General features: G+C 68.4%; 13 protein-coding genes. 5 read left to right on the forward strand and 8 right to left on the reverse strand.

All coding sequences use genetic code 11. The features are described 5' to 3' along the window. Positions 1 to 31: 31 nt before the first annotated feature. From ACFWX1_RS27490 to ACFWX1_RS27505, 4 genes are all read right to left on the reverse strand, one after another. Positions 32 to 1,342, reverse strand: a complete 1,311-nt coding sequence (locus ACFWX1_RS27490) for a DUF6801 domain-containing protein (RefSeq protein ID WP_378392044.1) — start codon at positions 1,340 to 1,342, stop codon at positions 32 to 34. Positions 1,343 to 1,578: 236 nt separating this feature from the next. Continuing rightward, positions 1,579 to 2,064 (reverse strand): 2-C-methyl-D-erythritol 2,4-cyclodiphosphate synthase, encoded by a 486-nt coding sequence (gene ispF, locus ACFWX1_RS27495; RefSeq protein ID WP_378392046.1) that lies wholly within the window; start codon positions 2,062 to 2,064, stop codon positions 1,579 to 1,581. Then, entirely contained in the window at positions 2,061 to 2,714 is a 654-nt protein-coding gene (locus ACFWX1_RS27500; RefSeq protein WP_378392048.1) for a 2-C-methyl-D-erythritol 4-phosphate cytidylyltransferase, read from the reverse strand. The genes ispF and ACFWX1_RS27500 overlap by 4 nt, the downstream gene beginning before the upstream one ends. A 53-nt stretch (positions 2,715 to 2,767) precedes the next feature. Next, complete coding sequence (locus ACFWX1_RS27505) at positions 2,768 to 3,259, reverse strand: CarD family transcriptional regulator (protein ID WP_378329055.1); 492 nt, start codon at positions 3,257 to 3,259, stop codon at positions 2,768 to 2,770. Positions 3,260 to 3,547: 288 nt separating this feature from the next. On the opposite strand from ACFWX1_RS27505, the gene ACFWX1_RS27510 reads away from it, so the two are divergent. Together ACFWX1_RS27510 and radA are read left to right on the forward strand one after the other, a co-directional pair. Next, positions 3,548 to 4,219, forward strand: a complete 672-nt coding sequence (locus tag ACFWX1_RS27510) for a hypothetical protein (protein ID WP_378392050.1) — start codon at positions 3,548 to 3,550, stop codon at positions 4,217 to 4,219. 31 nt (positions 4,220 to 4,250) lie between these two features. Further along, positions 4,251 to 5,612, forward strand: coding sequence for a DNA repair protein RadA (radA, locus tag ACFWX1_RS27515; RefSeq protein WP_378392052.1), 1,362 nt, complete (start codon positions 4,251 to 4,253; stop codon positions 5,610 to 5,612). Between the two features lie 98 nt (positions 5,613 to 5,710). Here radA and ACFWX1_RS27520 read toward each other — a convergent pair whose 3' ends face one another. Next, positions 5,711 to 7,048 (reverse strand): alpha/beta hydrolase family protein, encoded by a 1,338-nt coding sequence (locus tag ACFWX1_RS27520; RefSeq protein ID WP_378392054.1) that lies wholly within the window; start codon positions 7,046 to 7,048, stop codon positions 5,711 to 5,713. 23 nt (positions 7,049 to 7,071) lie between these two features. Next, positions 7,072 to 7,650 carry an ArsR/SmtB family transcription factor gene (locus tag ACFWX1_RS27525; RefSeq protein WP_378392056.1) on the reverse strand — a complete coding sequence of 193 codons (579 nt, stop codon included), beginning with the start codon at positions 7,648 to 7,650 and terminating at the stop codon, positions 7,072 to 7,074. A 241-nt stretch (positions 7,651 to 7,891) separates the two neighbouring features. Between ACFWX1_RS27525 and ACFWX1_RS27530 the strand changes: the two genes are divergently transcribed. After that, positions 7,892 to 8,710, forward strand: a complete 819-nt coding sequence (locus tag ACFWX1_RS27530) for a DUF5753 domain-containing protein (protein WP_378392058.1) — start codon at positions 7,892 to 7,894, stop codon at positions 8,708 to 8,710. A gap of 12 nt (positions 8,711 to 8,722) precedes the next feature. Continuing rightward, positions 8,723 to 8,971, forward strand: coding sequence for a DUF397 domain-containing protein (locus tag ACFWX1_RS27535; protein ID WP_378392060.1), 249 nt, complete (start codon positions 8,723 to 8,725; stop codon positions 8,969 to 8,971). A 21-nt stretch (positions 8,972 to 8,992) separates the two neighbouring features. On the opposite strand, the gene ACFWX1_RS27540 is transcribed toward ACFWX1_RS27535, so the two are convergent. Both ACFWX1_RS27540 and ACFWX1_RS27545 read right to left on the reverse strand, forming a co-directional pair. After that, positions 8,993 to 9,382, reverse strand: coding sequence for a hypothetical protein (locus ACFWX1_RS27540; RefSeq protein ID WP_378392062.1), 390 nt, complete (start codon positions 9,380 to 9,382; stop codon positions 8,993 to 8,995). After that, on the reverse strand, positions 9,379 to 9,912 hold the full coding sequence (locus ACFWX1_RS27545; RefSeq protein WP_378392063.1) for a hypothetical protein: 534 nt from the start codon (positions 9,910 to 9,912) through the stop codon (positions 9,379 to 9,381). Before ACFWX1_RS27545 ends, ACFWX1_RS27540 begins: the two co-directional genes overlap by 4 nt. Positions 9,913 to 10,013: 101 nt before the next feature. Here ACFWX1_RS27545 and ACFWX1_RS27550 point away from each other — a divergent pair, with 101 nt between their 5' ends. Continuing rightward, complete coding sequence (locus ACFWX1_RS27550) at positions 10,014 to 10,982, forward strand: glycoside hydrolase family 6 protein (RefSeq protein WP_378392064.1); 969 nt, start codon at positions 10,014 to 10,016, stop codon at positions 10,980 to 10,982. Positions 10,983 to 11,866: the final 884 nt, after the last annotated feature.

Here is an 11,866-nt window from a genome sequence, read left to right on the forward strand (position 1 = left end):
ATGCCGGGCATCGCGCGGGAGACCCGGCGCACTATCGCGTTCCCGCGCTCCGGCGCCGCGTGTGCAGCAGGCCGAGCAGACCGGCGCCGAGCGCGATCAGCAACGCGCCGGTCCACAGGAGCCAGCCGTGGCTGAATCCGGTGGACGCCAGATTGCCGTTGCTGCCGCTGCCGGTGTGGGCCGCCGGGATCGGAGCGTCCGAGGACGTCGAGGCGCTACTGCTCGGCGGCTCGGTCGCGCTCGTCGACGGGACAGTGCTCGTCGACGTCGGGGAGGTGGCCGAGGTCGGCGAGGTCGGCGGCGTGCCGGTGGGCGTCGGCGCGGACGTGGCGGTCGTCGGACTGGTCGGCGTCGTCGGCTTGGTCGGCGTGGTGGGTGCCGTCGTGCTCGTCGTCGGAGTGGTGGGCGTGGTGGAAGTCGTCGGTGTTGTCGGTGTGGTCGCCGTCGTCGAGGTGGTCGGCGTTGTGGGTGTGGTGGACGTCGTGGGCGTGGTGGGTGTCGTCGACGTGGTGGGAGACGTCGGTGTGGTCGACGTGGTGGGGGTGGTGCTGGTCGGCGACGTCGGCGTGGTGGGCGTCGTCGGGGTCGTGGAGGTGGTGGGGGTTGTCGGTGTGGTCGACGTCGTGGGCGTCGTGGTGCTGGTGGGCGACGTCGGAGTAGTGGGCGTCGTCGGAGTCGTCGAGGTGGTCGGCGTCGTCGGGCTGGTGGTACCGCCGCCGGACGGTTTGATCTCGAACGACCCCAGCTGGGTGTTCTGGCCGGGCTTCAGCGTGCAGTCCGAGGTGAACGAGTGCAGGTCGGTCTCGGAACCGTCGGCCCGCTTCGGCGTCAGCGTGGTCGTGAAGTTCCCGACGGTCACCGACGCGGTGCCGGGGCTGGGCAGCGTGATCGCCGGCGCCTGGCCCGAAGTCTTGACGTGAAAGGCGCCGGACGGCGGCACCGGTGTCTTCGCGATCGTCAGCGGGAGCTGCAGGTTCAGCGTTTTGTCGACCGGGTACTTCAGCGCGGCCGCCGCCTTCGCGGAGCCCTCCACCGTGGTCGCGCCGATCAGCGCCAGCGCCGAGGTGCCTTCTTCGGGGACGGTCACATCCACGTCGAACCCGATCGCGGGACCGCGTTCGCCCGCCACCGCGTTGTCCGGGAAAACGCTGTCGATCTTCACGGTCAGGGTGAGTGGATCGGAGATCAACGGGAACGGGCACGAGTAGTCCAGTGTGAGCGACACCGGCGCGGCTTGGCTCGAGTTCCCCGTTGCCAGCACGACGGCGGCGGTGACGGCGGTGAGCACCGAACTCACGGCGAGGCCGTGCGCGAGCTTTCTCGGCTTCCAGCGAAGTTTCACAGTTCTGTCTCCCAGTGAATGAGGCGAAGAAGTGTTTCCGGGTAAGGAAACGCACCCGGAAACGTCGCCACCCGGCCCTCAAAATACCTTTGCGGAACCCAGGGACAAAGAGCCGCGAAAAACGCGGAAACAATTTATAACGCGAGTAATAGCCGCAACGGCCGGACTTAGCACCCGTAGGGGCTCCAAGGCCGTGAAGGACTCCTTACCGGCGCTCAGTGCCGGTAAGGAGTCCTTCACGGCGTCGGCGCAGAGGGCTCAGCAGCCAGGAGCAGCGCGGTGGCGAAGGCGGCGATGCCCTCGCCGCGCCCGGTCAGCCCGAGCCCGTCCGACGTCGTCCCGGAGACGCTCACCGGCCCGCCGACGGCCTCGCTCAGCACGCGCTGCGCCTCTTCGCGGCGCTTCCCGACCCGTGGCGCGTTGCCCACGATCTGCACGGTCGCGTTCTCAACCCGCCAGCCCCGCGCCTCGATCAGCTCGCGGACCTCGGCCAGCATCTCGGCCCCGTGCGCCCCGTTCATCCGTGGATCACCGGTGCCGAACACGGCCCCGAGATCGCCGAGCCCGGCCGCCGAGAGCAAGGCGTCGCACAGCGCGTGGGAGGCGACATCGCCGTCGGAGTGTCCGGCGCAGCCGTCGACGCCCGGCCACAGGAGTCCGGCGATCCAGCAGTCCCGGCCGGGTTCGATCGGGTGGACGTCGACGCCGTTGCCGATCCTCACAGGGTCTCCTCGGTGTCGGCCATGGCCGCGATGGCCTCGGCGAGGGTCAGTTCGAAGGGGCTCGCGACGCGCATCGCGTCGGGGTGGCCGTCGATGGTGACGGCCCCGGCGCGGATCGCGGCGGTGAGGCCGGGTTCACCCTCGGCGCACGCGGCGCGGAACGCGTCGAGCGTGAAGCCGAGCGGGGTCTGCGCGGTGCGCAGGTGCGTGCGGTCCTCGGTGCGGGTGATCAGCTTCGCCTCGTCGGTGACCTTCACGGTGTCGGCCATAGGCAGCACCGGGACGACGACGGACGCGCCCGCGCGGACAGTGGCGATCACGTCACGGAATGTTTCCGCAGGAGTGAAGGCGCGCAGGGCGTCGTGCACCAGGATGCTGGTGTCAGCGGAGAGTTCGGGCTCGATGGCCGCGAAGGCATGGCGAGCCGAAGCATCGGGCACCACCCGGCAACGCGGGGAAAGCCCGCTGACGGCATCGCCGAACGCGCGCGCAAACCGAGCGGGGGCCGCGACGACCACCGGACCTAGGTCCGGCGTGTCGAGCAGCCCCCGAACGGTATGCGTGAGTAGAACTTCACCGTGGACCGGCGTGAGCGCGAGCTCGGCGTCGGCCGCATGGTGTGCGACGGTTACGAACGCGACAGAGTTCATCAGATCGCGATCGTAGAGGTGGCCGCCCGGCGCCTCCTCCGGGCTGCCGTGGGTCAGACCGTCGCGGTTTCCAGGACTTCGTCGAGGAGGACTTCAGCCTTGCCCTCATCGGTGCCCTCTGCGAGCGCGAGCTCGCTGACCAGAATTTGCCGCGCTTTGGCCAGCATGCGTTTCTCGCCGGCTGAAAGTCCGCGGTCCTTCTCTCGCCGCCAGAGGTCTCGCACCACTTCGGCCACCTTGTTCACATCGCCGGAGGCGAGTTTCTCGAGGTTGGCCTTGTACCGACGAGACCAGTTGGTGGGCTCCTCGGTGTGGGGAGCACGCAGTACGTCGAAAACCCTGTCCAGTCCTTCTTGCCCGACGACATCGCGCACGCCGACGATCTCGGCGTTGTCTGCGGGCACGCGAACCGTAAGATCCCCTTGTGCGACCTTGAGGACGAGGTACTTCTTCTCCTCGCCCTTGATCACGCGGGTCTCGATGGCTTCGATGAGTGCGGCACCGTGGTGCGGGTAGACGACGGTCTCTCCGACCTTGAAAACCATGTGTCCTCTGCCCCTTTCGCTGACTCCATCCTAGCACGTGCTGTTGACGCCCACCTAGCGGCCCGGACCAGTCCTCGCAGGTCAGCGGCCTGAGCGGGGGTTGACAAACCTTCGAGCCCCATGCTCACGCAGGTGATGAGCGAAAGCTTTTCGCAATAGTCCCGAATTCCTTTGTGGACGGTTGATCTTGGATGCCGGTGTGCCGCAACGCGGAGGGGGTTCCGCGCGCGCGAATGCGCCCGGCTAGTCTTCGCGGTGACGAGTCGGCGAAAGGGAAGGACCGCGGACGTGAGGCTGCAGAATCGACGCGTGTTCGGCGCGGGCGTGCTGGCGCTCGGCGCCGCGTTGGTGCTCGCCGGTTGCGGTGCCGGTCAGATCACCCAGACCGACACGCAGGAGCCCGCGGTCAACGGCACCCTCGCGCAGGTGAAGACGCTGTCGCTGCGCAACGCCGCGGTGCAGTATCCGGCGCAGGGCGCGGCCTACCAGGCCGGGGCCTCGGCCCCGCTGACCCTGACGATCGTGAACCAGGGCAAGCAGGACGACGCGCTGGTGTCGGTCACCTCGGACGCCGCCTCCGGCACCGCCCAGCTCGGCGGCTCGAAGGCGGTCGTGGCCGGGCATGCCCTGGTCATCGGCGCCCATGACGCGGTCGAGTCGACCACCGAGAAGCTCCCGTCCTCCTCGGCGTCCAGCGCGCCGACGTCGAGCGGAGCCCCGTCGTCCTCGTCTTCGTCGAGCAGCTCTCCCTCTTCCAGCGCCGCGCCGAGCAGCACCGCCGGTGGCGACGTCGTCGGTTCCGGGACCGTGGTGCTGCCGGGGCTCAAGAACCCGCTGTGGCCGGGCCAGACGATCAAGGTGACGTTCGTGTTCCAGAACGCCGGCCCGATCACCATCGAGCTGCCGGTCGCCGCCCCCGCGCACGTTCGCGGCGGCGAGGCGAAGGCCGAAGGTCACTGATTCTGTCGGTGCCTGCCGTTAGCCTGCGCGGGTGGTGAAGAAGGGCGGCGTCGCGTACCGCTGCGCCGAATGCGGGTACGAGGCGGCCAAATGGCTGGGCCGCTGTCCGGAATGTCACGCCTGGGGCACCCTCGAGGAGCGGGGTTCTTCGCGCCCGGCGATCGCCAGGGTCGCGGCCGGTGCGCCGAGCGCGCCCGCGCGGCCGATCGCCGAGGTCGACGTCGAGCAGGCCCGCGCCCGGCCGACGGGCGTGTCCGAGCTGGACAGGGTGCTCGGCGGCGGGCTCGTACCGGGTGCCGTGGTGCTGCTGGCGGGCGAGCCGGGTGTCGGTAAGTCGACATTGCTGCTCGAGGTGGCCTATCAATGGGCGGTCACCGTCGATCGTGCGCTGTATGTGACGGGTGAGGAGTCCGCCGGGCAGGTCCGGCTGCGTGCCGAGCGCACCGGAAATGTCCACCAGGACATGTTCCTGGCCGCGGAGAGCGATCTGGCCGCGATCCTCGGGCACGTCGACGCGGTCAAGCCGGGCGTGCTGATCGTCGATTCGGTCCAGACCATGGCTTCGCCTCAGGTCGAAGGTTCCCCCGGTGGGGTGACGCAGGTGCGCGCGGTGACGTCGGGGCTGGTGGCTCTGGCGAAGGAGCGCGGGCTGCCGGTCGTGCTCGTGGGCCATGTCACAAAGGACGGGTCGGTCGCCGGGCCGCGGGTGCTGGAGCACCTGGTGGACGTGGTGCTGCAGTTCGAGGGCGACAAGCATTCGACGCTGCGGCTGGTCCGCGGGATCAAGAACCGGTTCGGCGCGGCGGACGAGATCGGCTGTTTCGAGCTGCAGGAGGACGGCATCGTCGGCGTGCCCGATCCGTCCGGCCTGTTCATGAGTCACACCGCCGAGCCGGTACCGGGGACGGCGATCACGGTGACGGTCGAGGGCAAGCGGCCGCTGCTCGGCGAGGTGCAGGCGCTGGTCTCGCAGTCGTCCATGCCACAGCCTCGGCGTGCGGTGAGCGGGCTGGATTCGGCACGCGTCGCGATGGTGCTCGCGGTGCTGGAGAAGCGCGGCGGGCTCAAAATGGGCGACAAGGACGTCTACGTCGCGACGGTCGGCGGCATGAAGATCACCGAGCCCGCGATCGACCTGTCGCTGGTGCTCGCGCTCTCCTCGTCGGTCGGCGATGTGGCGCTTTCGCCCCGGCTGGTCTCGGTGGGCGAGGTCGGGCTGGCCGGGGAAGTGCGGCGCGTCCCGAACGTCGGTCGCCGCCTCGCCGAAGCCGCGCGGCTCGGTTTCACGCATGCGTTGGTGCCGCCCGACTCCGGCAAGCTGCCGCCGGGGATCCGGGTCCTCGAAGTCGGTGACGTCGCCAGCGCGCTCAACGCCGCCAACCACGCTCGCTGATCCCTGGGCTCTCGGCCGATCATCAGGTCCGTGAATGCCACATCGAGGGACTCAGAGTCCCTCGATGTGGCATTCACGGACTTACCCGCGGCGCCGGGTCACGGGACGAGCAGGCCCCAGTAGATCGCCCACGGGATGAAGATGACGCCGCCCGCGAGCAGCAGGCCGAGCCGCGGCGTCCGGTGCCGCCACCACGCGATCGCGGTTCCGGCGGTCGAGATCACCACGGCCACCGCAAGCAGCTGGAGCGCCAGCCACGGCAGCGGACGTCCGAGCACCGCGGGCCCGAGTGCCTTGCCCTGGCTCAGCTGGATCAGCACGTTGACCGCGAAAAACCCCAGTGTGGCAAGCAAACCGGTGGTCGAGAGCCAGCGCGCGGACGGGGAACCCGGACGCGCGCGCCGGAAGAGCGCTCCGACGGGATAAGCCGCGAAGGCGATCAGCAGGAGCAGCACCACCGCGAGCTGGAGCCACGTCGTCTCGTACCAGCGCAACGGTGTGAGTTCGACGCTTTGCCGGTCTTGGGCGGGTGGGGCGTCGGCGCTCGCCGCGGGCGGCCCGGACGCGAGGCCGTTGACCCAGGAACTCACCAGCTCCAGATAGCCCGGCGAGTAGCCGTCGAGTTTGTCGAAGCCATCGGTCGTCCTGCGCAGCTGGTGCTGGCCGTCCGGGAAGACGCGCAGGGTGTAGTGCTGATTTCCGTTGTGCGACAACGTTTCCTGGAAGATCCTCAGCGCTTCGGCCGGCGGCGTCAGCACGTCGTGCGCGCCCCACAGGCCGAGCACCGGCTGCTTCAACCGTGCCAGCACCGGGATCGGGTCGTAGCGGGCTTCGGGGAACACGCCGCCGCCCACGAGTTGACGCATCATGGTCGACGATGCCATTTTCACCAGCGAGCCCGAGAAACCCAGGTGGCGCAACTGGTTCTCGACGGCCCAGGCCTGTTGCCGGGCGGGCTGCACACCGTTGGCCCCGACAGTCACGACGAAGGCGACGTCAGCTGATCGCGACGCCGCGAGCGGCGCCACCCAGCCACCTTCGCTCAACCCCCACACCCCGACTCGCGCCGGATCGACTTCGGGACGCGCTCGCAGCGCCTGCACCGCCGCAAGCGCGTCGTCGGCGAGCGTCGAATACGAGCGCGTGAATGTCGAATAGCCCTCGGTGCGCTTGTCGTAGATCAGCGTGGCGACGCCGCCGCGCGCGAACGCCTCCGCTTCGACGCGGTGATCCTGTCTGGGCCCCGCGCCCGAGCCGTGGACCATGACGATGCCGGGCAGACCGCGACGTCCCGGCGGTGCGACCACAGTGCCGTGCAGCGTGACGCCGCCATTCTGGAACGTCACGTCGGTAGTGGTGAATTCCGCCGCGCCCGCCGATGGTGCGAGTGCGCTGAACGCGACGATTATTGTCGCCAGTAAAGCGATTCTTCGCATGGATATTCCCCCATATTTGTTTATCACTCCGTGGAGTCGTCTCCCGCTTCCGGGAAGGCGAACCAGCGCACAAGGACCCGGCGTGAGCCCGGGGCGCGATCGTCCTCCGTGCGCCAGTAGCGCCGGAGGAGTTCCATGTACTCGTCCCAGAACTGCTGGAGTTCTTCGCTGGTGAGCCAGCTGGAGCCGCGCGAGAACAGCAGTGCGTCCGACCAGCCATCGGGCAGTGAGTCCCGGTTTCGCTGGAAGTCGTTGAGTTTCGCCAAGTCTTCTTCGAACGACTGACGCTGCATGTCCTCGAAGAGCACCCGGGTCTCGGCGTCCTGCTCGCTGTGACGTGGCCAGCGGATGTCCCGCGGCCGCCTGCGCCACCAGCGCTCCTTACCGTGCGCGAGTTCGGGCGCCTCCTCGACGAAGCCGAATCGGGCCAGTTCTCGCAGGTGATAGCTCGTCGCGCCGGTGTTCTCTCCCAACGCCTTCGCGAGCTTCGTCGCCGTCGCGGGCCCACTCGACAGGACGCCGAGGATCCGCCTACGCAGCGGGTGTGCGACGGCCTTGAGCGTGGCGGGGTCGACCTCTTCCGGCGGTGGTGCGCTGGTCATGTCGTCCAGCGTAGACGTGCAAAGAAACTTGTGCAAAGGTTTCTTTGCAAGCTAGGATGGGATCACTGGTTCACTCGGATGCGTGATTTACTGCGGAAGGAAGTGTGGCGTCAGCAGCAAATACATGGGTGGAGGGCTGTTTTCTCCATTGTCAACCCCGCGGAATCCCGCGTGTGCGATTCTCACTCCTGGAATCGCGGCTTACTATTTGTGATCATGTGGTCTCCAGGGGTGACGTATAGTGAGTGAACCGAATCTGCCCGCACGCCAGCTCGGCCGGATGCTGCGACGAATGCGGGAACGTCTCGGCATGAACCAGGGCGAGGCGGGAGCGCCGCTGCGCTTCAGTATCAGCAAAATGTCGCGGATCGAGCTGGGATTCCTCCCCTCGTACCACGAATTCCGCGCTTTACTCGACCGATACTGCGTAATCGTCTCCGAGTGGGACGAGTACATCGCGCTGTACGACCGGGGCAAGGAGAAGGGCTGGTGGTTCCACTACGGCGTGGGCAACCGGGGCTTCCTGCCCATCGAGGCCGAGGCGAGCCGGGTCCGCGAGTTCCAGTACGGCTACATCCCCGGGCTGCTCCAGACCGAGGCGTACATGCGCGAGGTCTTCGCTTCCCATCGGCGCTCTCCGAAGGGGAAGCGGCTGGAGAACCAGGTCGCCGTGCGGCTGCGGCGCCAGTGGCGGCTCACCAAGGAGCCGTTGTTGGAGTACAACGCGATCATCGACGAGTACGCCCTTAGGCGGCCGATCCTCGACTCGGACGCGCGTCGTGAGCAGCTTGCTCGCCTGATCGAGTGCGCCGAGCTGCCGAACGTGCGGCTCCAGATCGTTCCGGAGTCCGTCGGTGCTTACGACGGCCAGTTCGGCAATCTCATCCTGGCGGGGTTCGAGGACCCTGAGGAGCCCGATGTCGCCTACGTCGAGCACGTCCTGGGCTCGGTTCACATCGAGAAGGAGGTCGATGTCTCCGCTGCTAAGATGGCGTTCCAGGATTTCGCGGATCGGGCGCTCGACGAGGACGACTCGATCGCGTTCATCAAGCGGCTCTGAGCGGAGGCTGTTATGTCCACTGTGGACCTCTTCGGCGCGCAGTGGTTCAAGAGCAGCCATAGTGGCAGCGGCGACGGCAGCGCTTGCGTTGAGATCGCCTGGCTCAAGAGCAGCTACAGCACCGGCGGCAACAACGCCGAATGCGTCGAGGTCGCGTTTGTGACGCCATCGGTGGCAGTGCGGGATTCCAAGAGCCCGGAGGCTGGTCACCTCACGGTGTCGCCGTCCGCCTGGGCCGGGTTCGTCGCTCGGGTGCGGTGAAGCGCCCACGCGACGTCATCGTCAGCCAGCGGATACCGTCGGGAACTGTCCAATAGGGACTGTCGGATCGCCGCCGCGCGGGCACGTCCAGACTGCCTGGCCATCGCTGACGCGCGGGTCCAGCGGGTGCGAGTTCGGATGCGCGGGGCACTCCGGCCAGGTGGCGGACTCGCCCGCTCGCCACAGCGCCTCCACCGCCCACTCCTGGACGTGACCGGCCAGCTCGACGATCTGCTCGGCGTGACTCTGCCCGCGCACCACGGCGACCACCTGGCCCAAGCCGTCGGGATCCAGCAGCCAGACGCCCTCCTGCCAGGGGTGCGGGCTCGCATACTCCCGGACCTCCGGCTGGACGCGGCAGGTCCGCAGATCGTGGAGCACCGGTTCGAGTGCGGCGGCGAGTTCGGTCACCAGACGGGCCTGTCCGCGAACTTCTGGAGTGTTCGCTGTGAGGGGCGTACGTAGAAATGTCCGACCGCGAAGCCCATCGAGCCGAGCGCGAGGTAGCCGAACGTGACGATCATGTCCGAGGTGATGGGCGTGCGAAGGCCGCCGAAGGCGTGAAGCAGCGCGATGACCACGAAGGCGAGGAACGCGAACAGGATCGTGCAGCCGTAACACACGATCAGGACGTTGCGGGTGGTGCGCGCGACGGACACGACGAGGTAGTCGCCGCGAAGGGCGCGTCGGCAGGTCAGGACCACGATGGCGGTCGCGATTACGCACAGCGGCGGCAGCAGTTGCGCCACCGTGCCGAGCGGGCCGAGGGGGAAGGCGCTGTGGTTCACGATGTTGTTGAAGAACGCCGAGATGCCGAGGAACAGCAGCGCGCCGACGATCAGCGACGTCCCGGCGAGGATCGAGCCCCAGCGGACGCGGCTCGCGAACAGCGCCGGCAGCGGGATGAACTGCGGCGACGGCTGGTACTGGTAAGGCTGCATGCGTCCCCCTTCCCGTCCAGCTTACGGGGCTTTTGTACGCATTCTGTACGGCGTGGCAGAAGGCTGCCAATCGGATATTCAGCCGACCTGGGGAGTCTTGGATGCGTCGTCTCACTCGCCTGGCCGCCGGTGTCGCGGCCGCCGTCACCGTGTTCGCGGGGCTCGCCGGCCCGGCGCAGGCCGCCGATGGCAACCCGCTGGAGAAAACGAACGGGTTCTACGTCGACCCGGACTCGAACCCGGCCGTCTGGGTGCGCGATCACGCGGGCGACCCGCGCGCCGCGTCGATCAAGACGTCGATCGCTTCGCGGCCGGGCGCCCGGTGGTTCGGCAACTGGAGCGGCGACGTCCGCAAGAGCGTCGACGCCTACACCTACGCGGCCGACGTCGCGGACAAACTCCCGGTGCTGGTGGCGTACAACGTCCCCGGCCGCGACTGCAAGGGTCACTCCAGCGGCGGCGCGGGCAGCCCCGAGGCGTACCGCGCGTGGATCGACGCCTTCGCCGCGGGCATCGGCGGCAAACCCGCCGTGGTGATCCTCGAACCGGACGCGCTCGCGCAGGTCGACTGCCTGCCGTCGGCCGATCGGCCAGTGCGTCTCGACCTGCTGCGCTACGCGGCCGCGTCACTGGCCGCCCACGCGCCGAACACTTGGACCTATGTGGACGGTGGGAACTCCTCGTGGATCCCGGCCGACACGATGGCCGCGCGCTTGGACTCCGTCGGCGTGCGCTCCGTGAGGGGATTCGCTTTGAACGTCTCGAACTTCCACACCACGGCGGATTCCGTGTCGTACGGCCGCGCGGTGAACTCGGCGTTGTCGGCTAAGTTCGGCTACACGCGACAGTTCACAGTGGACACAAGCCGCAACGGCAACGGCTACAACGGCGACTGGTGTAACCCGGCGGGCCGCAAACTCGGGACCCCGGCTCAGATCGGCGGCGGCGCGGACCTGCTGCTGTGGGTCAAGGTCCCCGGCGACTCCGACGGCGACTGCGGTATCGGCAAGGGAATTCCGGCCGGCACCTTCAGCCCCGACCTCGCCACTCACCTCATCACCGGCCGCTGACCCCCGCTCGACTCCGGGCCCCAAACGCCCCCATTGGGGGTTTTCTCGGTGAGGGCTGGAGGTCTGGTGGTGCCGGTGTCGCGAAAGCTCCGTTGGGGGCGGTGAACGTCCCCAACGGCGCGTTCGGGACATGCCCGCCGCGCGCCGGGCCCCGTCGATGTCCCCAAGGGCCCCTACAAGACGTTCAACGTCCCCAATGGCCCCTTCAGGACACGGCGCCCCGGCACCACACGTCCCGAACGGCGCGTTCAGGACGTGCGGGGCGGCGGGCGGCGGGCGGCGGGCGTCCCTCGGATCGCGGGCTTGTAAGCCGGGCGGCTCGAGGAGTGTCGCGAACGACGCGTTGGGGACGGTGAACGTCCCGAACGGAGCGTTCGGGACATGCGACCCGGCGCCGGACTGTCGCGAAGGGGAGATCGACGGCGTTGAACGTCCCCAATGGACCATTCGCGACGTCGCTGACCAGCGCGAAAGCCCGCACCAGCCGTCGCCCGTTTCGAACGCGACCGACCGCTACTGAGAAAACCTCATTGGGGCGCATGAGCCCACGACCCGCCGCCGAAAGTCCACGGACCGCTGAAGGAATGAACGGAAGATTCATGACGCTCTGAGCGCCCCTACCAAAAAGCCTACGCGAGGGGTCCGACAAACCCGCGGTCGAGAGCGACGGCACAAAAAGCCGGTGGTCGAGAGCGGCGGCGCGACACCTGCGGTCGGGAGCGGCGGCGCGAAAAGCCGGTGGTCGGCAGCGGCGGCGCGACACCTGCGGTCGGGAGCGGCGGCGCAATACCTGCGGTTGGGAGCGGCGGCGCAAAAAGCCAGCGGTCGGGATCCCCGGGGAAATGCCGTTAAGGCCACCTTACGGGCGTCAGACGCCCGTAAGG

The organism is Amycolatopsis sp. NPDC059021 (genome assembly GCF_042739895.1).
Classification (GTDB): domain Bacteria; phylum Actinomycetota; class Actinomycetes; order Mycobacteriales; family Pseudonocardiaceae; genus Amycolatopsis.